At 64.3% G+C, this 24,657-nt stretch carries 23 protein-coding genes; 15 read left to right on the forward strand and 8 right to left on the reverse strand.

Annotated elements, in window-relative coordinates:
• Positions 1-147: 147 nt before the first annotated feature.
• The 7 genes from JNB89_RS20965 to JNB89_RS20995 all read left to right on the forward strand — a co-directional run bounded on the left by JNB89_RS20965 (position 148) and on the right by JNB89_RS20995 (position 5,523).
• Positions 148-609, forward strand: a complete 462-nt coding sequence (locus JNB89_RS20965; RefSeq protein ID WP_220363474.1) for a GNAT family N-acetyltransferase — start codon at positions 148-150, stop codon at positions 607-609.
• Between the two features lie 241 nt (positions 610-850).
• Entirely contained in the window at positions 851-1,138 is a 288-nt protein-coding gene (locus tag JNB89_RS20970) for a hypothetical protein (protein ID WP_013341968.1), read from the forward strand.
• A gap of 145 nt (positions 1,139-1,283) precedes the next feature.
• Entirely contained in the window at positions 1,284-2,993 is a 1,710-nt protein-coding gene (locus JNB89_RS20975) for an acid phosphatase (protein WP_220363475.1), read from the forward strand.
• Between the two features lie 183 nt (positions 2,994-3,176).
• Positions 3,177-3,536, forward strand: a complete 360-nt coding sequence (locus JNB89_RS20980; RefSeq protein ID WP_220363476.1) for a DUF3564 domain-containing protein — start codon at positions 3,177-3,179, stop codon at positions 3,534-3,536.
• A gap of 386 nt (positions 3,537-3,922) precedes the next feature.
• Entirely contained in the window at positions 3,923-4,672 is a 750-nt protein-coding gene (locus JNB89_RS20985) for a DNA/RNA non-specific endonuclease (RefSeq protein ID WP_220363477.1), read from the forward strand.
• Positions 4,665-4,925 (forward strand): hypothetical protein, encoded by a 261-nt coding sequence (locus JNB89_RS20990; RefSeq protein WP_220363478.1) that lies wholly within the window; start codon positions 4,665-4,667, stop codon positions 4,923-4,925. Before JNB89_RS20985 ends, JNB89_RS20990 begins: the two co-directional genes overlap by 8 nt.
• A 208-nt stretch (positions 4,926-5,133) precedes the next feature.
• Positions 5,134-5,523, forward strand: coding sequence for a hypothetical protein (locus tag JNB89_RS20995; RefSeq protein WP_220363479.1), 390 nt, complete (start codon positions 5,134-5,136; stop codon positions 5,521-5,523).
• Positions 5,524-5,701: 178 nt separating this feature from the next.
• Here JNB89_RS20995 and JNB89_RS21000 read toward each other — a convergent pair whose 3' ends face one another.
• The gene (locus tag JNB89_RS21000; protein ID WP_220363480.1) at positions 5,702-6,415 is read right to left on the reverse strand and encodes a Crp/Fnr family transcriptional regulator; all 714 of its coding nucleotides are present in this window, start codon (positions 6,413-6,415) and stop codon (positions 5,702-5,704) included.
• A gap of 90 nt (positions 6,416-6,505) precedes the next feature.
• On the opposite strand from JNB89_RS21000, the gene JNB89_RS21005 reads away from it, so the two are divergent.
• Positions 6,506-7,048: a DUF962 domain-containing protein gene (locus JNB89_RS21005; protein ID WP_220363481.1), complete on the forward strand. Its 543-nt coding sequence runs from the start codon at positions 6,506-6,508 to the stop codon at positions 7,046-7,048.
• Positions 7,049-7,127: 79 nt separating this feature from the next.
• Here JNB89_RS21005 and rarD read toward each other — a convergent pair whose 3' ends face one another.
• Positions 7,128-8,018: an EamA family transporter RarD gene (rarD, locus tag JNB89_RS21010; RefSeq protein ID WP_220363482.1), complete on the reverse strand. Its 891-nt coding sequence runs from the start codon at positions 8,016-8,018 to the stop codon at positions 7,128-7,130.
• Positions 8,019-8,545: 527 nt separating this feature from the next.
• On the opposite strand from rarD, the gene egtD reads away from it, so the two are divergent.
• Positions 8,546-9,526, forward strand: coding sequence for an L-histidine N(alpha)-methyltransferase (gene egtD / locus JNB89_RS21015; RefSeq protein WP_013341977.1), 981 nt, complete (start codon positions 8,546-8,548; stop codon positions 9,524-9,526).
• Between the two features lie 220 nt (positions 9,527-9,746).
• Here the strand turns inward: egtD and JNB89_RS21020 are convergent, their stop codons facing one another.
• On the reverse strand, positions 9,747-10,040 hold the full coding sequence (locus JNB89_RS21020) for an acylphosphatase (RefSeq protein WP_013341978.1): 294 nt from the start codon (positions 10,038-10,040) through the stop codon (positions 9,747-9,749).
• A 214-nt stretch (positions 10,041-10,254) separates the two neighbouring features.
• Between JNB89_RS21020 and hpnA the strand changes: the two genes are divergently transcribed.
• Positions 10,255-11,265, forward strand: coding sequence for a hopanoid-associated sugar epimerase (gene hpnA / locus JNB89_RS21025; protein ID WP_013341979.1), 1,011 nt, complete (start codon positions 10,255-10,257; stop codon positions 11,263-11,265).
• 93 nt (positions 11,266-11,358) lie between these two features.
• Complete coding sequence (locus JNB89_RS21030; protein ID WP_220363483.1) at positions 11,359-11,967, forward strand: hypothetical protein; 609 nt, start codon at positions 11,359-11,361, stop codon at positions 11,965-11,967.
• A gap of 33 nt (positions 11,968-12,000) precedes the next feature.
• Here the strand turns inward: JNB89_RS21030 and JNB89_RS21035 are convergent, their stop codons facing one another.
• Positions 12,001-13,182, reverse strand: coding sequence for a glycosyltransferase (locus tag JNB89_RS21035; RefSeq protein WP_220363484.1), 1,182 nt, complete (start codon positions 13,180-13,182; stop codon positions 12,001-12,003).
• Positions 13,183-13,519: 337 nt separating this feature from the next.
• Between JNB89_RS21035 and ispH the strand changes: the two genes are divergently transcribed.
• Together ispH and hpnH are read left to right on the forward strand one after the other, a co-directional pair.
• Positions 13,520-14,464 (forward strand): 4-hydroxy-3-methylbut-2-enyl diphosphate reductase, encoded by a 945-nt coding sequence (gene ispH / locus JNB89_RS21040; RefSeq protein WP_220363485.1) that lies wholly within the window; start codon positions 13,520-13,522, stop codon positions 14,462-14,464.
• 10 nt (positions 14,465-14,474) lie between these two features.
• A complete protein-coding gene (gene hpnH / locus JNB89_RS21045) occupies positions 14,475-15,629 on the forward strand; it encodes an adenosyl-hopene transferase HpnH (protein ID WP_135895242.1) in 1,155 nt (384 codons plus the stop codon).
• A 159-nt stretch (positions 15,630-15,788) separates the two neighbouring features.
• Here the strand turns inward: hpnH and JNB89_RS21050 are convergent, their stop codons facing one another.
• On the reverse strand, positions 15,789-16,394 hold the full coding sequence (locus JNB89_RS21050) for an MlaC/ttg2D family ABC transporter substrate-binding protein (protein WP_041729292.1): 606 nt from the start codon (positions 16,392-16,394) through the stop codon (positions 15,789-15,791).
• A gap of 355 nt (positions 16,395-16,749) precedes the next feature.
• Between JNB89_RS21050 and JNB89_RS21055 the strand changes: the two genes are divergently transcribed.
• Positions 16,750-19,365, forward strand: coding sequence for an MMPL family transporter (locus tag JNB89_RS21055; protein WP_220363486.1), 2,616 nt, complete (start codon positions 16,750-16,752; stop codon positions 19,363-19,365).
• 2 nt (positions 19,366-19,367) lie between these two features.
• Complete coding sequence (locus tag JNB89_RS21060) at positions 19,368-20,441, forward strand: MlaA family lipoprotein (protein WP_220363487.1); 1,074 nt, start codon at positions 19,368-19,370, stop codon at positions 20,439-20,441.
• A gap of 112 nt (positions 20,442-20,553) precedes the next feature.
• Here JNB89_RS21060 and JNB89_RS21065 read toward each other — a convergent pair whose 3' ends face one another.
• Genes JNB89_RS21065 through hpnE form a run of 3 tightly spaced genes read right to left on the reverse strand, consistent with a single transcriptional unit; the run spans position 20,554 to position 24,656 of the window.
• Positions 20,554-21,285 carry a phosphorylase gene (locus tag JNB89_RS21065; protein ID WP_220363488.1) on the reverse strand — a complete coding sequence of 244 codons (732 nt, stop codon included), beginning with the start codon at positions 21,283-21,285 and terminating at the stop codon, positions 20,554-20,556.
• Between the two features lie 3 nt (positions 21,286-21,288).
• A complete protein-coding gene (gene shc / locus JNB89_RS21070; protein WP_220363489.1) occupies positions 21,289-23,367 on the reverse strand; it encodes a squalene--hopene cyclase in 2,079 nt (692 codons plus the stop codon).
• Positions 23,367-24,656 (reverse strand): hydroxysqualene dehydroxylase HpnE, encoded by a 1,290-nt coding sequence (gene hpnE / locus JNB89_RS21075; RefSeq protein WP_220363490.1) that lies wholly within the window; start codon positions 24,654-24,656, stop codon positions 23,367-23,369. The genes shc and hpnE overlap by 1 nt, the downstream gene beginning before the upstream one ends.
• Position 24,657: the final 1 nt, after the last annotated feature.

Genomic DNA, 24,657 nt, shown 5'->3' on the forward strand with positions numbered 1-24,657 from the left:
GGCGTGGGGCGTGGGGCGTGGAGCGTGCGGCCTGTAGCGCGCAGCCATGCATGGTTCCAGATTCGAGCCGTTCCGTGGAGCTAACAATGGCGGCGCAATTTTCTTAAGCTGACGGTTTGATCGCCGACATAAACAAGGAGCCTCTGCATGTCCGACACAGTTCACATCCGCCCCGTGAAGCACGCCGATTTCGACGCATGGCTGCCGCTCTGGGACGGCTACAACGCGTTCTATGGCCGCTCGGGCGAAACCGCCTTGCCGCGGGAGATCACGCAGCTCACGTGGAGCCGCTTTTTCGACGTGTATGAGCCAATGCACGCAATGGTTGCCGAACGCGCCGGCCAGTTGCTGGGCCTCGTCCATTTCCTGTATCACCGCCACACGACGCTCGCGGGGCCGATCTGCTATCTGCAGGACCTGTACACGCTTCAAACCGAGCGCGGCAAAGGCGTGGGCCGCGCGTTGATCGAAGCGGTGTATGCGCGCGCGAAAGCAGATGGCTCGCAGCGAGTCTATTGGCAGACGCATGAGACGAACCAGACGGCGATGAAACTGTACGACACGGTGGCAGACAAGTCGGGGTTCGTGGTCTACAGGAAGCAGCTTTGAGCTGAAGTCTCAAAACGCGAGGCGGGAGGTGGCAGCGGCGTTTCTTATGCAGTTCGCAACGCCACGATCCGGTAGAGCGGAAAGCGTTTGCCGGAGCGCGTTGCCTCGCCACAGTATTTTGCAATTCATCAATTTGGGACCAACGCGATAACGCTTCGCGGTGCTATGCTTTGATCCGGTCCGCTGCGCGAGGCCTCGCTGCCACGCCTTCGTTCCGATCAAGCGTCCGGAGGCCACGCTCATGTCCAATGCCGTGCAGATTCAGGTTGCCGCTTCGCATCTCTACCCCGGTTGCGCCGTGCATATCGCGCACTTGCCGGAACCGGCGCGGGCAGCGGACGCCACCGTCGAATTCGCCGACGGATCCGGCGCCCACGCCACCTGCCATCTGCGGGCGCACGACGAACTCGAACTGACCGTAGACGGTTACGCAACGCAACAGCGTCACCCGGTCAACGCCCGACACTGGCTGCTGCTTGCCGTCGATGCAACGCACAACAGTTGGCGCGTCAAGCGCCGCTTGCCCTAGCTGCGCAAGCGCCGCATTGCATCGCAACAGCAGGCCGGTGCATTCTTGCGCCGGCAGTCCCAACAGAATCCCGTAACTTCAGCCGGCGTCTCGTGCGCCGCCCGAGCCGCATGTCACGCTCGCCACGCCTACTCGGAACCAACCGATGACAGACCACGACTCCTCCCTGCCGCCCGGCGCCGACCGCGCCGATCAAGCCGCCAGTGCTGCGGGCGATCCCCACAATCCCGAGCGCCGCCGTGTGCTCACGGGCCTGGCAGCGGTCGGCCTGGGACTCGCGCTGAGCGGTTGCAAGACCGACGAACTCGCAGGCGGCGGCGCACCGCGCAGCGCGGCGGATCTGCGGCTCGACGCCGCGCTGCGCGATCAGGTCAAGCAGATCGTGGTGATCTACGCGGAAAACCGCAGTTTTACGAACCTGTTCGGCAATTTTCCGGGGCTTCAATATCCGCTGGATTCGGTCAGCGCAGAGCGCTATCTGCAACTCGACCGCGACGGCAAGACGCCGCTGCCGCGCTTGCCGGCAATCTGGGGGGGCCTCGTGCCGCAAGCGCAGGAAGTGGATGGCAAGCGCTACATGATCGGCCAGAAGGACCTCGGCAATCTGCGTAACGGGCCTTTTCATCTCACCGACGCGCACGGCGCGCCGCTGCCCACCGGCGTCATCACACGCGACCTCGTGCATCGCTTCTATCAGAACCAGATGCAGATCAACGCGGGGCGCAACAACCAGTTTGCCGCGTGGGGCGATTCGGGCGGCCTCGTCATGGGCCATTACCGCAATTCCGCCGACACGCTCAAGCTCTGGAGCCTCGCGCAGCAATACACGCTGTGCGACAACTTCTTCATGTCCGCGTTCGGCGGCTCGTGGCTGAACCACATCTTTCTGATTTCGGCGCAGGCGCCGTTCTATCCCGACATTCACAACAGCCCGGCGAGAAAGCTGGTGTCGGTGGTGGAAGGCGACGATCCGACGGGCGCCCGGCTGAAGCTCGCAGCAGACTCGCCGGCCTCGGCACTCGACGGCCCGCCGAAGTTCGTCAACGACGGCGCCTTCACTGCCGACGGCTACGCGGTGAACACCATGGCGGCGCCGTATCAGCCGAGCAACGTGCGCCCGGTCGAAGGCGGCAACCCTGCATTCGCGGATGCGTCGAATCCGCGCGTGTTGCCGCCGCAAACCTACGCGACCATCGGCGACCGTCTCTCGGACAAAGGTGTGGACTGGGCCTGGTACAGCGGCGGGTGGCAATACGCACTGGAGCATCAGGACACGGGCGCGGTGCCCGACTTCCAGTATCACCACCAGCCGTTCAACTACTTCGCCAACTACGCGCCCGGCACTGCTGCGCGGCGCAAATATCTGCGCGACGCCGGGCTTGGCGAAGACGCTTCGACCAACCATCTGCTTGCCGACATCGACGCGGGGCGCCTGCCCGCCGTCACCTTCTACAAGCCACAGGGCAACCTGAACATGCACGCCGGCTATGCGGACGTCGAATCGGGCGACCGGCATATCGCACGCGTAATCGAGCATATTCAGCGCGGCCCGCAGTGGGCCAATACGGTGGTGATTGTCACCGTGGACGAAAACGGCGGCTGGTGGGATCCGGTCGCGCCGCCGCTTGGCGACCGTTGGGGTCCGGGCTCGCGCATTCCCGCGCTGGTCATTTCGCCGCTCGCCAAAAAGGGCTTCGTGGATCACACCGTGTACGACACCAATTCGATTCTTCGCCTGATCAGCCGTGTGCACGGGCTTGCGCCGCTTCCCGGCGTGGTGGCGCGCGACCGCGCGTTCGCCCGCAACGGTCTGGCGCCGCTCGGTGATTTGACTGCGCCGTTGGACCTCGCGTGAAGCTATTCGAAGAGCGCGACGAACAATGGTCGGGAGAACGTGCCGGCCAGCGGTGCGCTCGCAACAAAAGCCCGCGGCTTCGCGTGGACTATTGCAGCGCGAAAACTCATACCTTGGTCTTGATTAACCGGTGCTGCGACATAGACTGATAAGGCAATTCTTCGCACTTCGCACGGAACTGATATGCGCCTGACTATCCTTATTAACGGTTCCGATCCCACCGTCAGTCATGACTACGCTGTGCTGTGGCTCGACACCGACGAACATCGGTGGTCGAGAGAAGCGCACCAGGGGATCGATCTGCCTCCTTGGGGCGAACTACGCGACGACAATGGCGTGACGACGTTGTGCGGGCCCAGTAACGAAGCGCCGTTGTGCACGCTGCGCGGCCTGCATGTGGATCGCAAACAGCGCGTAAGCGCGGCACAGGGTGACGCTGCCTGGACCACGCTGCGCACTCATGCGCCCACCAGCGGTTTCTGGCGTTTGCAAGCGGTCGATCGTCAAAAAGTGCACGCGGAAAACAGCGTGTTCGGCAATTAATTCCAATTAGTTCCCGCCTTTGTCCCAGTCGGTCGGAAATTCTCACGCGCGGTGATCGGTCCGCGCGTGGGCGTCCTTTTGTCGGGCGAGTGCTTGCGGGTGTCATACCTGCGAGCGCCGACCGTTCCACTTTCGTCGTCTCACTTCCTTCGCGCGCGCTTTAAGCCGGTCTTAAGTTTGCGTGCGTACAGTAGGACTTCCACGCATTCGGGTCGCTGCAAGGCGGCCCATTTTTTTGCCCGCAAGATTCCGCACCGGTCGCCTCGTCGTCATGCCGGGTCGTGCCTGGTCATGGCAAGCAAGCTTTCCCGCGTCCGCGAATCGCCACTTTTTGTCGAGCATCGACGCTATACTTTGCGCCCTTTTCCAGCCCTCACGTCCGACACATGAAGAAGTGGCTTTTCTGCCTGCTCGCTGCGTTTGCTGCCACCGCCAGCGCGGCGCCTTCCTGCACCCAGTTCACGCCCAATGCGCAATGGCCGGTTCTGACCAACCAGAAGATGACGCCGAAAACGCGCATGCTCTGCTACAGCGATTTCGCCGTCCTGCACTCCGGCATCACGCACGGTCCGTTGTGGTCTGCCGAGCATCTGACCCGCGACCATATCGAAGCAGCAAAGGACATGGTGCGCACCAACAAGTTTTTCGAAGACGCGCGTCTGCCTGAGGGCGAAGGCGCGACGCTCGCCGACTACAAGCGCAGCGGCTTCGACCGCGGGCACATGAGTCCCGCCGGCAATCGCTGGAATGCCCAGGCGATGGCACAATCGTTTTCGCTTGCCAATGTCGTGCCGCAGAATCGCGAGAACAATCAGCGCTTGTGGTCGCGCATTGAAACGTCGGTGCGCAAAATCGCCATGACGTACGACGATACGTATGTCGTCACCGGCCCGATGTTCAGCGGACAGCAACTGCAGACAATCGGAGCGACGCGCGTGTTCGTGCCGACACAACTGTTCAAGGCGGTTTATGTGCCTGCGCGGCAACTGGCGTTCGCAGTGATAGTCGACAACGTATCGACGAACCGCTATGAAATCCGGACGATTCACGAACTCGAGGCAGCCTCGGGCATCCGCTTTCCGGGCATTCCGGAAAACCTCAAAGATCAGCGACCAGGAGGACTCAAAGGTGTTTAAACCTTACTCGAACGACGACGACGTGCTGAACATCCAGGGCGACGCTATGACCGTGAGCAACGGCACGACGCGCGTGGTCCTGAACGGCACGCTGGAAATCACCCAGGACCAGCGCGGGCTGAAGGCCGCACTCGCATTGAAGGAAGCCTTGGACGCCGTGGTGGCGGCATTGCAGGCGCACCCGGCACTGCCCGCAAAAGCGAAGGACGAGCCGGATGAAAAGCCAGGCGTCGTGCAAAATCCGTTTCAGTGATGCACAACGATCGTTAGACGGTTGCGCGCCAGGACGGCGCGCGTATTCAGCACCCTGATATGTTTCTGCGGCTGCGCTGTAGTTACGTTTTGTCACCAGAGCATCGTCAACTGCTGTCTTCCAGGCCGCGTTAAACCGGCAGCGCTGAACGATTCGGCGCTCACGAATCCACTCATACGGATTCAACGGTTAAACAAGGAGTCAAACCATGAAGACGCTTTTCGCCGCTCTCGCTTCCGCACTGCTCGTGTCGACCGCTTTCGCACAAACGGCGGCACCGGCACCGTCGCAATCCTCGCAATCCGCACAAGCGCAGCCCGCCGGCCAGGCGAATCTGAAGGCAAGCACCGACGTGCAAACCGGCGCATCGGACCAAAGCGCGGCTACGGCCAAAGCGCCGGCCAAAACAACGGACAAAGCGACTGCCAAACCGCATGTGAAAACGTCTTCGAAGCACGTCGCAAAGAAGCATAAAGCCGTGAAGAAAACGTCGACCGATTCCAGCGCGGCAAAAGCGAAAACGGACGACGCGCAAGAGACCAGCAATGCGCCAATGAACCCCGACGGCGCGAAGACCGGCACCACCAAAACGCAATAACACGTGCACGGTTGCGGCGCGCACCGGCCACGCGGGCATTAAAACTCACAACGCAGATAATCGGAGCCGGGCCAAGCCGTTCAGGGAGGGGGCGAGTCGCATGACTCGCCTTTTTTACGTGGACATGAGCGCGAAAAAATGCAAGGCAGCATCTGCACCGACAGCGCTGCACATTCTGTCAATCTCGAGCCGTGTGCAACTGCGCGAACTCTGCAAGCCTGCGCGCATCGACGATCTCGATCTCCGCGTAACCAAGCTTTAATGCACCCTGCGTTTCCAGCTGCTTCAGCACCTGGTTGATGGTTTGCCGCGACAGCGCCAGCATCATCGCAAGATCTTCCTGTGGCACGTTGATGACGCGGCGCAGGGCCCCCGCCTCACCATAGCCGCCCGCCATCAGCAGCAACCTGCGCGCGATGCGTTGCGCGGCCGGCAGCAACGCGGCTTCTTCTATCGCCTCGAAGGCGAGACGCAGCTTGTGCGTGAGCAACAAGCCGAAGCTGTGCCAATACGCCGGCGTGCGTTCGAGCAGCGCAGCGAGTGTCGCGCGCGGCACATGAAACAGTTCGGTGTCGCGTTCCGCATAAGCGTCGTGGGTTCGCGGGCGATTATCAAACAGCGCGATTTCGCCGAACCAGTTCACCGGTTCGATGACGGCCAGCAGCGCCTCCTTGCCGCTTACACTCGCCGCGCCGATGCGCATCAGGCCGCCAAGCACGCAATAGAGACCGTCGTCGGCGTCGCCGCGCGAGAAGAGACGCTCGCCAGCAGCAAGACGCGTTATTCGTCCCGCCTCGGTCAGTTGTGCCTGCAACGCCGCCGGCGCCGCGCGGAACCACACGCTGCCTGCAAGCCGCGCGGCAAGCTCTGTCGACGGAATACTTGCGGTCATGGAGTCGCGCCTGTGCCGATTGTCGGCTACCCGATGGTTTGAAATTGCGATCGCCGCGATTATGCTGACTTTAACCGAGGAGCGGCATCCATGAGAACGCTGACACAGCAGCTTGCGCAGTATGCGGCTTACCATCGCGACCGGCGCAACATCGCCACGCATTTCGTCGGCATTCCGCTCATCGTGCTGGCGTTGGCGGTTCTGCTGAGTCGTCCGTCTTTCGCGCTCGTTGCGCCTTCATTGACGTTGTCGCCGGCGTGTCTGCTGTTCGTTGCCGCCACGCTCTACTACCTTGTGCTCGACGTGGCGCTCGGTTCGATAATGGCGGTCGTCTCTGCGCTGTGCGTCGCATTCGGCCAGTGGACAGCAGCGCTGTCCACCCCGCTGTGGCTGGCCACGGGCCTTGCGCTCTTCGTGACGGGCTGGGTTTTTCAGTTCATCGGCCACGTTGCATACGAGCATCGCAAACCGGCTTTTGTCGACGATGTGATCGGCCTGCTGATCGGCCCGCTTTTCGTCCTGGCCGAAGCGTTGTTCGGCATAGGCTGGCGACCCGCATTGCACGACGCGATAGAGCGCGAGGCGGGGCCCACGCGCGTGAACGAGCGCAATGCCGCCGCGCACAGACAATAGCGACACTAGATTCGGCCCCCAAGGGCGTGCCGCCCCAGCGGCCGATCGCGCTCCACCGAACTGCGCAGCTCCTGCCGCGTCACCCGAAGCGCACGAACCTCATGCTATGCAGCGCCGTGAGTGCGACCGCGATCCAGATGGGAACATAGGTCGCCAATAGCGCGGCGCTCAGCGTCTCGCCAAGCAGCGTGACCGACACCAGCACCAGCAAAACCGGCTCGACGTAGCCGAGAATGCCAAACAATGCGACCGGCAACAGGCGGCTCGCAGTCAGGTAGGAAGCGAGCGCGAGCGTGCTCAATGCGCCAAGACCCGGCAACAGCAGCAGCCACATGTCGAGGCGCCCGGCAATGAGCGGAAGCGATCCGCCGCTCAAAACGAACGCGACGGCTGCGGGCAGCAACAGAATCATTTCGACGGTGAAGACCGCGAGCGAATCGAACTGTATTTTGCGCCGCAACACGAAGTAAGGCGGATAACCGAGCGCAACCAGCAGCGTGGGCCAGGAGAATGCGCCGGTCGACCACAATTCATGCGCGACGCCCACCGCCGCGCACAGCACCGCGGCCCACTGCAACGGTTCGAGGCGCTCACGATAGTAAAAGCGCCCCACCAGCACCATGACGAGCGGCAGCAGGAAATAGCCAAGCGACACTTCGAGCATGCGCCCGTGCAGCGGCGCCCAAAGAAAGACCCACAATTGCGCGCCGAGCAACGCGGCGGCCGTGACTGTCGCAACGCCTAGCAGGGGCTGCGTCACCATTCGGTAAACAAGCTGCCGCAAAATCGGCATGCGTTTGCGCAACGCGACAAGCAGCAGCGCGCCTGGCACGGTCCAGATAATGCGCCAGGCGAAGATGTCGAGGCCGCTAAGCGGTGCGAGCAGCGTCGCGTAGGCTGAGAGCAGCGCAAACATCGCACACGCACTAACCGATAACGCAATGCCGCGCCGCGGCGAATACTGGTTCATTGTGCGGTCTGCTGCGCTGTGTTGTGACGCATCGCGAGAGCTGTGGTCATTGAGAGGTGCAGGTAGTGAGCCGCGCTTACGCGCCGCTGTCCGTCGTTTCATCTGACGATGCAAGCCGCGCATTCTAGCCGGTTTGAGCATGCGGCAGACGCGTGCAACGTTTTTCCATGAGGCGCAAGGGCAGCACTGCAACTGCACTTCAGCGGCGATGCAAACGTGGCAACGGCACGACAACGGCACGGCAAAGGAAGGCAGCGGCCCTGAAACGACGGCGAATTAATTCGTGCACATCTCGCGTCGATGAACTAGAACGTAACTTCACGCGCGCGACACGAGCCGCGCGCCTTCATCGCCACACGGCACTCCGTAGTCAAGCGCGAATCTTGCTTCGGAATCTGCCGCAGCGTTTGCAATATCAACGAGCCGGGCCGGACTGCCGGACCCGCTTTCCTTGCGGCACGCAACGATCTTTACGTGCGCCGCGCCCCGACACCACCCCGCTCACCGAAGTGACTACTGGAGACAGCATGACCCAGCCAGCCCTCTCGCACGACGCATCACCCGACTTACGCTCGGCTTTCGCCGCCGACGTCCGCGCCGGCCTCACGCACGCGCCGCAGAAAGAGCTGCCGTCCAAGTACCTGTACGACGAAGTCGGTTCGGCGTTGTTCGAAGTAATCACGGTGCTGCCCGAGTACGGCGTGACGCGCGCTGAAGAGCGGCTGCTCGCAAAGCACGCTGTCGACATAGTCGAGCACCTGCCGCACGATGTGACGGTCGCCGAACTCGGCAGCGGCAGTGGGCGGAAAACCCGCCGCATTCTCGAAGCACTGTGTAAAAAGCGCCCCACTTCTTACTGCCCGATTGAAATTTCGCGCACCGCGTTGCAGTTGTGCAGGCGCGAGCTGGGCGACATCGAGCGCATTTCGATTGTGGGTTACGAGCGCGACTATCTGGCCGGTCTCGCCGAGGTCAGCAAGAAACGCGCTGCGGGCGAGCGCCTGCTCGTGCTGTTCCTCGGCAGTACGATCGGCAATTTCGGCAGACTGGCGGCCACGCGCTTTCTACGCGACATCCGCAACATGCTCGCGCCCGGCGACGCGCTGCTGCTCGGCACCGATCTCATCAAGCCGACGCCGGTCCTGATCGCCGCTTACGACGACGCCGTGGGCGTGACGGCATCGTTCAACCTGAACCTGCTTGCGCGCATCAATCGCGAACTGGGCGGGGACTTCCCGCTCGACGCATTCGAGCATGTCGCACGCTTCAATCCGGATGCCCGCAGCATCGAGATGCATTTGCGCGCGAAGCGCGACGTCACCGCGCATGTGGCAGCCGCGAAACTGACCGTAACGCTGAAGGCCGGCGAGACGATCTGGACCGAGAGCAGCCATAAATACCGCGCGGACGAAATGCCGGCCATTGCCGACGACGCTGGGTTCGCGTGCAGCCATCAGTGGGTGGAAAACGAGTGGGGATTTGCTGAAAGCCTGTTGGTGGCGCGCTAGGCGGCGGAGCGGAGGCTTGCGCACAGCGCGACGACTTTCGAAGTAGCGGTTTGCAGGTAGCGGAGCAAGGGGCGTCTGCGGCGTCGAGCGGCGCGCTCGCGCCCACGCTTTGCGCCGCTCCTTGCGTCAGATCGACCGCCGTTGTCGGATCGGCCAGGCTCAACGCAGTCTCGTCGGGCAACTGGCGCGGAGCCGCCGATTCACCGCCCTCGCGCACCGCTCAATGCTGCTCGAAACGCTCGTAGCGCTTTTCGGTCGCCCGCTCTTCGCCGCTCACCTCGGTCACGCGCGCAGCGGGCGGGCCATGACGCAGCCACGACAACATGCGGTCAACCTGATTGGCCGCGCCTTGCAACACCGCTTCGACAGAGCCGTCGTCCAGATTCGCCACCCATCCCTTGATGCCGAGCGCGTGCGCCTGGCGCACGGTCGCGTGACGAAAACCGACGCCCTGCACTGTGCCGCGCACGCGCACGTAATACGTTTCGATCCGTTCGTCCAGATCCGGGGACATGCCGTTTTCTCCTCACAATCTTTCAAGCCGGAATTCTAGTCGGGTCGCGGCGAGCCTGCATGGCAGGGTTGGGCGTTAGCGTTTTTGCGGCGCCTGACGGAGCGCGGCGTCGGCCACGCCGGCCGGTGCTGTTGGCGGGAACCGCGAGATGCACGACATCGGCCCCGCGTGCCACGTACAATCCCCCGACTGTCACGCAGGAAACGGAAACAGAATGACCGAACAGAATCGCGATCTCGTGCTCGTGACCGGCGCATCCGGCTTCGTCGGCTCGTCGGTCGCGCGCATCGCGCAACAGAAGGGCTTCAAGGTGCGGGTGCTGGTGCGCGCCACCAGTCCACGGCAGAACGTCGAGTCGCTCGACGCCGAAATCGTGATCGGCGACATGCGCGACGAAGCGTCGATGCGCAACGCGCTGCGCGGCGTGCGCTATCTGCTGCACGTCGCCGCCGACTACCGGCTGTGGGCGCCCGACCCAGGCGAGATAGAGCGCTCGAACCTCGAAGGCACCGAGGCGACCATGCGCGCCGCGTTGAAGGAAGGCGTCGAGCGGATCGTGTACACCAGCAGCGTGGCCACGCTCAAGGTCACGAGCTCCGGCAACTCGGCCGACGAGACATCGCCGCTGAAGGCCGATCAGGCCATCGGCGTATACAAGCGCAGCAAGGTGCTGGCCGAGCGCGCGGTGGAACGCATGATCGCGCAGGACGGCCTGCCGGCGGTGATCGTCAATCCGTCCACGCCGATCGGTCCGCGCGACGTCAAGCCGACGCCGACCGGGCGCATCATCGTCGAGGCGGCGCTCGGCAAGATTCCCGCCTTCGTCGACACGGGGCTGAACCTCGTGCATGTAGACGACGTCGCCGCCGGGCATTTTCTCGCGCTCGAGCGCGGCAAGATCGGCGAACGCTATATTCTCGGCGGCGAAAACCTGCCGCTGCAGCAAATGCTCGCGGATATCGCCGCGCTCACCGGCCGCAAGGCGCCGACCATCAGCCTGCCGCGCTGGCCGCTATACCCGCTCGCCATGGGCGCGGAAGCGCTCGCCAAGTTCACGAAGCGCGAACCGTTCGTAACCGTGGACGGTCTGAAGATGTCGAAGAACAAGATGTACTTCAGTTCGGCCAAAGCCGAGCGCGAGTTGGGCTACCGCGCGCGTCCGTATCGCGAGGGTTTGAGCGATGCGCTCGAATGGTTCCGGCAGGCAGGCTATCTGAAGCCTTAGCGCACGCATTTTGTTACAACGTGGCTGTGATTGCGAAAGGTAAAAGCCTACGCGCAGCAGTTAAAATCGTGGGTCTTACCAGAGAAACCTCGCATGAATCTTCACGAACAGCTCGGCGCGCTGGAAGTGGGCGTCGATCAGCTCATTCAGGCTGTCGTGGCCCCGCAGGCCCAGAACATCCCCGAGACACGCAACGCAAACACCGCGCAAGGCGCGTCGGCGCCAGCCGCTGCGGGCGCGGAAGAAAAAGCGCAAGCGACCGTTGGAGCCGCCACGCAAACGCAAGGCGCAGCCGTCGAAGCGCAAGCCGAAACCGCGCAGAACCAGGCCGCGGCAGAGCCGGACGAACCGGCGGCGAAGCCTGTTGAAGCCGCAGCCCTGCCCACGCTCGAAATCAATCGTCCGGCGCAGAACGAAATCACCATGACGATCGGCGGTCAGACCGTCGCGCTGCGGCCGGAGCAGATTAGCCAACTGATCGAAGAACTGTCCAACGCGCGCGCCTCCATGACGCCGGAGCCGCCGCCGGGCATCCCGCCGGGCTGGCGTTTCGTGTCGACGAAGAACCCCGTCATGGCCGTGCAGAAGCAGTCGAACGGCGACCGTCTGCTGGTCATGCGGCATACGGGCCACGGCTGGGTGCCGTTCACCTTTTCGCCGGATATGGTCATTCAGCTTTACATGATGCTCACGCAGCGCTAAACGAAAAAGCGGCGCACATGCGCCGCTTTTTCTTTAACGTTCCTGCACAGGCGCCTGGACCCGCGCCTTCCACTGCCCGCCCTTGCCGCGCCAGTAACGCAGCGCCGAAGCGAACGTCGCGCCGACATAAAACAGCGCGACGAGCGGCAGAAACGGCGCCCACAGCGGCGAGCGGCGGTAATAGCTGAGCATCGGCGCATACGCACAGCACATGGCCGCCCACGCAAGCCACGCCGGCCAGCCCGTCGGTCCGAGCACCAGCGCGGCCACCGGCGGCACGAGGTAGATGATGGCCATGCCGGCGAGCGTACCCGCGAGCAGCATCGGCGAATAATGCAGTTGCGTGAAGGCCGTGCGCGCAATCATGTTCCAGATGTCGCGCCAGCTGTCGTAAGGGCGCAGCGAGACGCTGCGCGCGGCCACGTCAAGCCGGATTGCATGCCGGCCAGTGCCGCGATGCTTGATGCGCGCCGCAAGACTGCAGTCGTCGATCAGTTCCGCGCGGATCGATTCGATCCCACCCGCTTCCTCCAGCGCGCTGCGGCGCACCAGCATGCAGCCGCCGGCCGCAGCCGCCGTGCGGTTGCGCGGGTTGTTGACCCACGCGAACGGGTACAGCTTCGCAAAAAAGAACACGAACGCCGGGATCAGCGCCTTTTCCCAGAACGAGTCGCAGCGCAGGCGCACCATTAGAGAGACGAGATCGCGTTTTTCGGCGTCGGCGCGAACGACCAGCTGCGTGACGGCGTCCGGCGGATGGCCGATGTCGGCGTCCGTCAGCAACAGAAAGTCAGCTGGCAAACCGAGCGTGCGCACGGCCTCGATGCCCTGCGACTGCGCCCACACCTTGCCGGACCATCCGGGCGGCAGCGGCTTCGCGCTCAGCACGGTGAGCCGGTCGGGACATTGCAGCTGCAAGGCGGCTGCGCGAGCAGCGTCGGCGGTGCCGTCCGTGCTGTGATCGTCTACCACGATCACGTGAAACTCGCCGCGATAGTGCTGCTCGAGCAGCGTCGTGACGGCTTGGGCGATTACATCCACTTCATTGCGGGCCGGCACGACCGCGGCTACCGCCGGCCACGCGGCGCGCGGCGCGAGCGCCAGTGGCTCGGCCGGGCGGGCGCGCCAGAAACCGCCGCGCGCGAACAGCAGCACGGCCCAGATCAGCAGAGATAAACAGGAAAGAAAAAACAGAATTACCGACGCCAAGCCCATTAATCGTCACCCTTCATTTCCGGCTAGCGCCGGAATTATTTTCGACGTGGGGCGAAGCGCTCCACGGGACGCCGTAGTTTAAGGGTTCCGCCAAAGCGGTGCAGCGTGCAATTATTGCCGCCCGAATTGCCGGGGCGCCTGCGGCGAGTGCCGCGTGCGCCCAACACTGTATTGGCGCGCCAAAGCAAAGCTGGCCCGATAGCGTTAGAATGCGCGTTTGGTTTTCCTTACCGGCACGCCGCCGGAGCTCAAGACGTTAATTAATTAGATCGTCGCGGCGATAAAGTCAGAATTTCCGGCTTCCTCGAAACCCGCGTCAGTCGGAGTCCGCCAACTTATGCGAGTCATCCTTGCCCAACCCCGCGGCTTTTGTGCGGGTGTTGTCCGTGCAATCGAGATTGTTGATCGGGCGCTGCAGCAGCACGGCGCGCCCGTGTATGTGCGCCACGAAATTGTCCACAATCGCCACGTGGTCGACAATCTGCGCCAGAAAGGCGCGCGTTTCGTCGAGGAACTCGATGAAGTGCCGCAAGGCGCCGTGGCGATTTTCAGCGCGCATGGCGTCGCTCAAAAGGTCGAGCGCGATGCGCAGGCGCGCGGGCTCGACGTGCTCGACGCAACCTGCCCGCTCGTCACGAAAGTGCACGTGCAGGGGCGCCAGTATGTGGCAGCCGGGCGCACGCTGATTCTGATCGGCCACGCCGGCCACCCGGAAGTGGAAGGCACGATCGGCCAGATTCCGGGCAAAGTGCTGCTGGTGCAAAGCGAAGCCGAAGTCGAGCATCTGGATCTGCCGGTCGACACGCCGCTCGCCTATGTCACGCAAACAACCCTTTCCGTCGACGACACGCGCGGCATCATCGACGCGCTGCTGCGCCGCTTCACCGACATCGTCGGGCCGGATACGCGCGACATCTGCTATGCGACGCAAAACCGTCAGGCCGCGGTGCGCGAGTTGAGCAAGCAGGTCGACGTGCTGCTCGTGGTCGGCGCAACCAATAGCTCGAACTCCAACCGGCTGCGCGAAATAGGCAGCGAAAGCGGCGTGGCGAGCTATCTCGTCGCCGATGGTTCGGAAGTGAGGCCGGAGTGGTTCGCCAATGCGCAAACCATCGGTATCACAGCGGGTGCTTCGGCTCCCGAAGAAATGGTCAAAAACGTAATTGATGCGCTGAGCGCAATGGGACCCGTCGACGTCACGACGATGGCGGGCCGTGAAGAGAAAGTCGAATTCAAGTTGCCATCGAAGCTGATGCAACCACTCGCCGCACGCGAAGTTTAAGGAGGACGTCTTGTCTATTCCGCTGCTACAGAAAGTCCGGGTCGGCGCATACATCATGCGTCAGCACCTGTCCGGCAACAAACGCTACCCGCTCGCCCTGATGCTGGAGCCGCTGTTTCGCTGCAATCTCGCCTGCAATGGCTGCGGCAAGATCGACTATCCGGACCCCATCCTGAATCAGCGCCTGTCGCTGGAAGAATGCCTCGGCGCTGTCGACGAATGCGGCGCACCGGTGGTCTCGATTGCAGGCGGCGAGCCGCTGCTGCATAAGGAAATGCCGCAAATCGTCAAAGGCATCATCGCGCGCAAGAAGTTCGTGTACCTGTGCACGAATGCGCTGCTGATGGAAAAGAAAATGGACGACTACGAGCCGAATCCGTACTTTGTCTGGTCTGTTCACCTGGACGGCGACCAGCAGATGCACGACCACTCGGTCTCGCAAGACGGCGTGTACGACAAGGCGGTCGCAGCCATCAAGGAAGCGAAGCGCCGCGGGTTCCGCGTGAACATCAACTGCACGCTGTTCAACGACGCTGTGCCGGAGCGCGTGGCCGCGTTCTTCGACACGGTCGGGCCGATGGGCGTTGACGGCATCACCGTCTCGCCGGGCTATGCGTATGAGCGTGCGCCGGATCAGCAGCACTTCCTGAACCGCGAGAAGACCAAGCACCTGTTTCGCGAGATTTTCAAGCGCGGCAACAATGGCAAGAAATGGTCGTTCAGCCAGTCGGCCATGTTCCTCGACTTCCTCGCCGGCAACCAGACCTACGAATGCACGCCGTGGGGCAACCCGGCGCGCACGGTGTTCGGCTGGCAAAAGCCGTGCTATCTGGTCGGCGAAGGTTACGTGAAGACCTTCAAGGAACTGATGGAAACCACCGACTGGGACAAGTACGGAACCGGTAACTACGAAAAATGCGCGGACTGCATGGTCCATTGCGGCTTTGAAGCAACGGCCGTGATGGATACGGTTGCGCATCCGCTGAAGGCCCTGAAGGTGAGCATGCGCGGCCCGAAGACCACGGGTGCTTTCGCCAAAGACATTCCGCTGGACAAGCAGCGCCCGGCTGAGTATGTGTTCTCGCGCCACGTCGAGATCAAGCTGGAAGAGATCAAGATGAGCGGAAAGGGCAAGAAGGTGCAAACGGCTACGGCCGCGCACTGAGCATCCAGCCGGCGCGGTCAGCGTGTATGCATGACCGCCGCTCGCAGGCTCGCATTGCAAGATCGACAAAAAAGCGCGGTGGCCTCACGGGCCACCGCGCTTTTTTTGCGCTTCGGTCTGGCAGCGCGGGAGGCCGACGCACGAGCCTCCCGCCTTGGATCAGCCCGCGCTGCGTGCGTTATGCGCGGTGAGGAACTTGATCAGACCGTCGACCCCGCCCTTGGAAAGCTGATCGGCAAATTGCGTTTGATAGACCTGGATCAGCCACGCGCCCATCATGTTGATGTCGTAGATCTTCCAGCCGGACGGTCCCTTGGTGAGCCGGTAGTCGATGGCGTCGTCGCCGCCATTGCTGATGACGTGCGACTGCACCACGACGTCTTTCGCGCCGCCAGGCACGTTGGCCGGCAGAAACTTGAACTTCACGTCCTGATCGCGCAGTTGCGAAAGCGACGAGGCATAAGTACGCACGAGCAGCAGCGTGAACTGGTCGTACAGCTGCTTCTGCTGTTCGGGAGTGGCGGTGCTCCATGCCTTGCCCACCGCGATGCGGGTGGTGCGCTGAAAGTCCGTTGCCGGAACGAAGCGCGTCTCGACCAGTTGCGTGATCTTCGACATATCGCCGCCCCGCGCTTGCGGATCGGCCTTCATGGCCGAGACCGTACCTTCCACGGCAGTTTTTACGACCGCGTCGGGCGCGCTTTGCGCAAACGCAGCCGTTGAGACAAAAGCCGCGGCCAGAAAAGCAGACAGATAACGTTTCATACGCTCAGGTAACCTGAAAAAAGTGTGCACCACCGGCCAACGATCATAAGGCAGCAGCAAAGCTCGCGCCGCTGCCGGGAAACAAGCCAGGCAAGCCGGCGGCCAAAGCTGGATAGACCAGTATACCGGCATTGCGTTCCCGCTCCACCGCACCGTGCCGGGCAACCGCCTGTCCGGGAGCCGGATTTGCTAGGGGCTTGGTCGGCCCTGCCTCGTCAGTCCGCAAAAGTGTCCGCAAAAGTAAGTGCGCGCGGGCTGCGCGGATTGCCGTCGAATGCAGTCCGGTTTGCTCCGGCTCTGTATACTTGTGCACTTTCGTCAAAATGCCACCCGTGATAAGGCCAGTTCCGCCTACATGCTGAAGTCATCTATTGTTCGCCTCGTCGCCTATTCGGTGCGCCATCCATTACGGATCATCGCACTGTCTATCGTGCTCGCCGTTCTGAGCGTGATCTATGTCGCGCACCACTTCAAGATCAACACGGACATCAGCCGTCTCATCGAAACCGACAAGGAGTGGTCCACACTCCAGCATGCGATGGACCAGGCCTTTCCCGACCGCGGCGACACGGTGCTGGTGGTCGTCGAGGCACGCGCGCCGGAATTCGCCGACGCCGCCGCAAGTGCGCTGACGGCCGCGCTCAAGGCCGAGCCCAAGGAGTTCGTTGCGGTCTCGCAGCCAGCCGGCGGACCGTTCTTCGAACACAACGGCCTGCTGTTCCCGTCGACAGAAGAAGTCATGTCCACCACCTCGCAGCTCGTGCAGTCGCGGCCGCTGGTGAACACGCTCGCGCACGACCCGAGCCTCACCGGACTTGCGGGCACGCTCACCACGAGCCTGTTGCTGCCGCTGCAGATCGGTCAGGTGAAGCTCTCGGACATGAGCCGCCTGTTGTCGCAAAGCGCGAACACGCTCGATCTGGTGCTGGCCGGCAAGCCCGCGGCTTTCTCGTGGCGCGCGTTCGTCGACAAGAGCGCGTCCACGAATCCGGCGCGCGCGTTCGTGGTAGTGCAGCCCGTGGTGAACTACGACGCGCTCGAGCCGGGCGCGGCGGCATCGCAGCGCATCCGCGACACGGCCGCTTCGCTGCATCTGGACTCGCGCTATGGCGCAACGGTCCGCCTGACCGGCGAACAGCCGCTTGCCGACGAAGAATTCGCGTCGGTCAAGGACGGCGCGGTGCTCAACGGCATCGGCACGTTTATCGTCGTGCTGGTGATCCTGTGGCTCGCGCTGCGCTCCGGGCGCATGATCGCCGCGGTGTTCATCACGCTGTTCGTGGGACTGGCGATTACCGCGGCGCTCGGCCTGATGATGGTGGGCGCACTGAACATGATCTCGGTCGCGTTCATGGTGCTGTTCGTCGGGCTCGGCGTCGATTTCGGCGTGCAGTTCGGCGTGAAGTATCGCGAGGAACGCAATCGCGACGACCGTCTGTCCGCCGCGCTCGCCCATACCGCGCATAGCATCGGCGTGCCGTTGACCCTTGCCGCGGTCGCCGTTGCGCTGAGCTTCTTCTCGTTCTTGCCGACCGCGTATCGCGGCGTGTCCGAGTTGGGCGAGATCGCCGGCGTCGGCATGTTCGTCGCGTATCTGACCAACATGACGCTGCTGCCGGCCTTGCTGAAGATCTTCAACCCGCCGGGCGAACCCGCTTCGCCGGGCTTCAGGCAGCTTGCCCCGGTCGACGATTTCCTCGCCCGCAACCGTAAGCCGGTGCTCATCGGGACGTTGATCGTCGTGATCGGCGCCACGCCTCTGCTCACGCGTTTGCACTTCGACTTCAACCCGCTGCATCTGAAAGATCCGCATACCGAGTCGATGGCCACGCTGCTCTCGCTGAAGGACTCGCCCGAGGCCGCGGTGAACAACGTGCATGCGCTCGCGCCCTCGCTGGCGGACGCCGACCGCATGGCCGAACGCCTGCGCGCGTTGCCCGAAGTGGGCCGCGTCACCACCCTCGACACCTTTGTCCCGCAACAGCAGCAACAGAAAATGATGCTGATCGCGAGTGCCGCGCAGCAACTGCTGCCCGCGCTGCAACAGCAGCCCGCGCCGCAGGCCACGGACGCGGTGCGCGTCGCGGCGCTCAAGCGCGCGTCGAACCAGCTCTCGCTCGCCGCCGACGACCACCCAGGCCCAGGCGCGGCCGAAGCAAAGCACCTCTCCGCCACGCTGCAAAAGCTGGCGGCCGCGGACGCCGCCACGCGCGACCGCGCGGAAACGGCGATGTCGGAGCCGCTGCGCATCGCGCTCAAACAACTGGAAAACCTGCTGCAGCCCACCGAAATCACGCGCGACAACCTGCCGAAGGAAATCTCCAAAGACTGGATCTCGAAAGACGGCCGCGCGCTCGTCGACATCTCGCCGAAAATCAAGCCCGGTGCCGATCCGAACGACGACGTCGCGCTCGCACGCTTCGCGCACGCCGTGAAGAAGGCCGAGCCGGGCGCGATCGGCGGACCCATTTCGATCCTTCATTCTGCGCAGACCATCATCAAGGCGTTCCTGCAGGCGGCCTGCTGGTCGCTGCTGTCCATCGCGATCCTGTTGTGGGTCGCGCTGCGGCGCCTCGGCGACATGCTGCGCACGCTGGTTCCGCTGCTGGTGTCGGCGCTCGTCACGCTGGAGCTATGCGTGGTTTTCGGCATGCCGCTGAACTTCGCGAATATCATCGCGTTGCCGCTGATGCTGGGCGTCGGGGTGGCCTTCAAGATCTACTTCGTGATGGCGTGGCGCAATGGACAGACCGGTCTGTTGCAGTCGAGCCTGACGCACGCTGTGCTGTTCAGCGCGGCCACCACCGCGACGGCATTCGGCAGCCTCTGGCTATCGCATCATCCGGGGACGTCCAGCATGGGCCGTCTGCTGGCGCTATCGCTCTTTTGCACGCTCATCGGCGCAGTGGTTTTCCAACCCGTGTTGATGGGCAAGCCGCGCCCACGTCGCGCGAAGTACAAGGGAATATAAGCATGAAACTGCGTACCACTGTGCTGGCGGTTGCCGCCGCCGGCCTGATAACCGGCTGCGCGACCGGTCCAGACCGCAAGCCCGGCGACCCATTCGAGCCGATGAACCGGGCGGTCTTCACGTTCAACGACGGCCTCGACCGCTACGTCGCCGTACCGGTTGCGAAGGGCTACCAGAAGGTCACGCCGCAGCCGCTGCGCACGGCCGTGAGCAACTTCTTCTCGAATCTCGGCGACCTGAGCAATGCCGCGAACGCGCTGCTGCAACTGAAGATCACCGACGCCACCGAGGACATTGTCCGCTTCGCGCTGAACTCGACATTTGGGCTCGGCGGCCTGCTCGATTGGGCAACGCCCGCCGGCCTGCCCAAGCACCATCAGGATTTCGGGCTGACGCTCGGGCACTGGGGCATTCCGTCGGGGCCATACCTCGTGCTGCCGCTGTTCGGCCCGAGCACCGTGCGCGACAGCATGGGGCTCGTGGTGGACGTCAAGTTCAATCCGTTGAACTACGTGGAGCCCGCCGTGCGCAATCCGCTGTACGTGCTGCAGTTCGTGAGCGTGCGCTCCGATCTGCTTGGCGCGACGGACCTCTTGCAACAGGCGGCGTTGGACAAATACTCGTTCGTGCGCGATGCCTATACGCAGCAACGGCGCGCCCGTCTGCGCGGCACGGGCGACAACGCCGCGCCGCTGCCGGAATACGACGATCAGGGCGATTCCGGTGCTGTACCGTCGCCGGCCAAGGGCAGCGCCGCAGGCGCGCCCGCAGCGTTGCCGAATTATGCCGACCCGGGCGATACGGCCGAGACGCCTGAGACGGCTTCCGGAGCGGCCGCCGGCGCGCCGGCTGGCGTGCCCAATTACACCGACCCCGGCGACGTGCCGGCGAGCGGGGCGGCGGGTTCGGCGCCGGGCGGGTCGACGGCAGCGCCGGCTGCACCGGCTTCATCGGCTGCACCGGCTTCGTCAGTTGCCCCGGCTGACGCCCCGGCCTCAGGCCCGGCGACCACGTCAGCTCCTCGGCCCGCGCCCGCCGGGACCGCGCAGACCGCCTCAGCGCCGGCAGCGCAATAACGCTCGCGGGGATTCAGACCAGGAAAGGCGTGCGCCGAGAAGGATGACCAGCCAGGCCGACCTCCGCTGGGCTACGCCGCGAGCAGGCGGCTGCCGCTCGGCCTTGCAGGCGTCAGGCAACGCCCATATTCAGCGCTCGCGCGGCGCCCAATGCCTGGCGCGCCTGCACCAGCGAAAGACGCGCCGCACGGGCGTCGAGGGCCACCTGAATCAGCGCGCCGATCTGCGACGGCTGCCGCAGCAACTCACGCAGAATGGGCGCAAGCGCGGTGCTGCCGTCGTCGCGTAATCCGGCGGTCGCGGCGGACGGCAGCGTGCGCCACGCCGGGTCCACAATCGCGCGGCACACGGCGAACGGCAAGCCGCGCGCCGCCGCCATCGCGCCCGCCAGATGCGACTCCATATCCACCGCCAGCGCACCCGTCGAACGATGCAGCGCGCGCTTCTCATCCGCGGACATGAGCGGGGCGGCGACCGCGGCCACTGGCCCGCGTTGCAGGCGCGATGCGAGCGGCCCTTCGGAGAGCGCGGCGGCGAGCCGGTCGGCCCAGCCCGCATCGGTCGGAATGAGACCGAATGGACCGGCAACCGCATCCGCCACGATCAGCGCGCCTGGCTGCAGATCCGGCGCGAGGCCGCCCGCCGTCCCAAAGCTGACAATGCCCGAGCAACCGCGCGCGACCGCCGCGCTCAACGCGCGTTCGAGCAAATCGGCCCGTGCCGCATAGACCACCTCGACGCCCTCGCCGCGCGCGATGCGCGCTTCGAAGGCCATGCCCGTCACGACGATCACCGGCGGGTTGCCGGAGCCGGCAGCAACGTACGGGTCGTTTGAACGCGACATCCGTTACATCCCGACCGCGACGCGCGTCAGCCCATTGCGCTTCAAATGACGGAAGCGTGCCAACGCCCACAGCGGGAAGAACTTGCGATAGCCGTGGTAACGCAGATAGAACACGCGCGGAAAGCCGGTGGCCGTAAAGCGCGTTTCGTCCCACAAGCCGTGCTCGCGTTGTTCACGCTGCAAATAGCCGATGCCGCGCGCGACCGCCTCGTTATCGACTTCGCCGGCCGCCATCAGGCCCAGCAGCGCCCATGCGGTTTGCGAGGCGGTGCTCGGGGCACGCTCGTAGCCGTGATAGTCCAGCTTGTAGCTTTCGCCGCCCTCGCCCCAGCCGCCGTCTTCGTTCTGAATCGACAGAAGCCATTGGGCGGCGCGCCGGATACGCGGATCGTCATGCGGCATGCCGGCGGCGTTCAGCGAACAGAGCGCGGTCCACGTGCCGTAGATGTAGTTCAGGCCCCACCGGCCGTACCAGCTGCCGTCCGGTTCCTGCTCCTTGAGCATGTAGTCGAGCGCGCGTTGCGCCGGTTCGCTGTTCTGCGGCAGTTCCCCGAGTTGCGCGAGCATCGACAGGCAACGGCCCGACACGTCCGCGGTAGGCGGATCGAGCAACGCGCCGTGGTCCGAGAACGGAATGTTGTTCAGGTAGTACTGCGTGTTTTCCGGTTCGAACGCGCCCCAGCCGCCATCGCTGCTCTGCATGCCGACAACCCATTCGCGCGCCCGCGCGATCGCGTCGCGATCCACGTCCGACTGCGTGAGCGCCCCCGAGCGATGCATCGCCATTGCGACCACCGCCGTATCGTCGACATCGGGGTAAAACGCGTTGTTGTACTGGAAGGCCCAGCCGCCCGGACGCACGTTCGGCCGGCGCGAAATCCAGTCGCCGCGCACGTCGAGAATCTGCAGCGGACGCAGCCACGCAAGACCGCGTTCCGCCGCCTGCTCCGCACGCGGCTCGCCGGTTTCGAGCAGCGCATGCGCGGCAAGCGACGTGTCCCACACCGGCGACAGACACGGCTGGCAATACGCTTCGTCGTCCTTGATGACGAGCAGCTTTTCAATCGACCGGCGCGCGATCGCCCGGTTCGGATGATCGGCTGGATAGCCGAGCACGTCGTACATCATGACCGAGTTGGCCATAGCGGGGAAGATCGCACCGAGGCCGTCTTCGCCGTTCAGCCGTTCGTCGACGAACGCCACCGCCTGCCGCACGGCGCGCTCGCGCGTGGCCTTCGGGAAAAGGCCGTCGACCGCGCGCAGCACCGTGTCGACCACACGGAAAAAGCGGAACCAGCCGACGTGCTGATGCGGCGCACGCGCCGGCATGCCGGTGTTCACCGGCGCGCCGCGGAACAGTTCGTCGATGCGCACGCGGCGCGGATTGCGCGCGAGCGGGCGCTTCGCGTTGAGCACGAGCAGCGGCACGATCACGGTGCGCGCCCAGTACGACACCTTCGACAGATGGAACGGGAACCACATGGGCAGCAATGTGATTTCAACCGGCATCATCGGCACCGCGCGCCACGACACCACGCCGAAAAGCGCAAGCAGAATGCGCGTGAAAACATTCACGGCCTCCGCGCCGCCGTGCGCGAGTATCGCCTCGCGCGCGCGGACCATGTGCTCGGCGTCCGCCGAGTCGCCGATCATCTTCAGCGCGAAGTACGCCTTCACGCTTGCGCTGACGTCGAGCGCGCCGTCGGTGAAAAGCGGCCAGCCGCCGTCCGGCAACTGGATGCGGCGCAGGTAGTGCGCGATCTTCTGCTCCAGTTCGAGGTTCGGCGTCTCGCCGAGGTAATGCACCAGCAGCACGTATTCGGCGGGAATCGTTGCGTCCGCTTCGAGTTCGTAGACCCAGTGGCCGTCCGCATTCTGCGCAGCAAGAATCGCATCGGTCGCGCGCGCGATGGCGGCGTCGAGCGCAGGCGCAGACCCGGCGGAGGCGGCGGTCGCCGTTGCGGTTGCGGAGGCAGGCGCGGTTGCCGTTGCAGTGCTCGCCGTAGCCGGCGCAGTCCCGGTTTCGCCGGCGTTTTCGGGCCCGGCGGCGGCCAGCACATGAGCTTGAGATAGGTCGTTCATCAGCGTTCCATCGGTTGATTCAGCAGCGTATCCGCGGCCTTCTGGCCGGAGCGGATCGCGCCTTCAATCGTCGCGGGCAGGCCGGTAGCCGTCCAGTCGCCCGCGAGCATCAGATTGTTCCAGCGAGTCCGCGTGCCGGGACGCAGCGTTTCCTGGTCCGGCAGCGCGGCGAATGTCGCGTTTCGGTCGATCACGACCTGGTAGGCCGGCATTCCCGCGGCGGGCAGATTGGCCGCCTGAGCGACCTCGGCCCATACGCGTGCGGCGAGATCTTCGGCCGGCGTGTCGATCAGTTCCTGGGCGCCGTAGACCGTCGCCGCAAGGCGCCCGTCGAACGCAAACAGCCATTGCGCCGTACCGTTGACGAGTCCCGTGACCGGCGCGAGCTTGAACGGCGGCTCGATGCCGAAATGCACGCTGACGGTCGCGGCATAGCGGGTCGGCGCACGCAGGCCTGGAACGAGCGTCTGCGCGACGTCCGGCGAAACCGCGAGGATCACGGCATGGTTCCTGTCGAGCGCAATGCTGCCTGCCGCGAAATTCAGCGCCTCGACGCGGCTGGACATTGCGCGGGTATTGGCTTGCTGACGAGCGGCAAACACTAGTTGCTCCAGCCGCGAACCCAGTTCGATAGTCGCGCCGCCGTGCTGCAGCAGCCGCAACGCCGGGTCGACGAACGCGCTGCTCAGGCCGTGGCGGGCGACCAGCGCCCTCGTGGCGAGACCGCCCGAGATCAGCGTCTCGCGCACCGCCGCCGCAGTCAGTTCCGCCGACGCCTCGCGCGGCTCCACATTGAGCAGGGCGCGAAACAGCGGCGCGAGCAGGCGGTCCCACAGCGGGCCGTTGCTGCGCATGGTCTGCGCGACACTGCGGCCTGGCTTCGCGAAAAGCAGCGGCGCCACGCTCAGATAATCGCTCGGACCGGTGTTCGGCACGCGCATGTTCGGATCGAAGATCCACCACGGCAGGCGGCCAGGCGACATGCGCACGGTCCAGCGCGCGCGGCTGGCCAGATCGACGAAAGGGAATTCCGGCAGCGCCGGTCCGGTCAATTCGTCCGCGGAGCCAATCGCCCGCAGATAGTTCAGCGTGGCGGCATTGCCCGACATGATCAGGTGATTGCCGCTGTCGATGGTCGCGCCGAGCTTCGCGTCGTAGAACGATCGGCAACGGCCGCCGGCCTGCGCGGCCGCCTCGTGCAACACGACTCGCGCGCCGCGCCGCTGCAATTGCACCGCGGCGGCGAGGCCGGCGAGGCCCGCGCCGACCACATGTACGAGCCTCGACATG

The organism is Paraburkholderia phenoliruptrix, from assembly GCF_019511605.1.
In the GTDB taxonomy this organism is placed as follows: domain Bacteria; phylum Pseudomonadota; class Gammaproteobacteria; order Burkholderiales; family Burkholderiaceae; genus Paraburkholderia; species Paraburkholderia phenoliruptrix_A.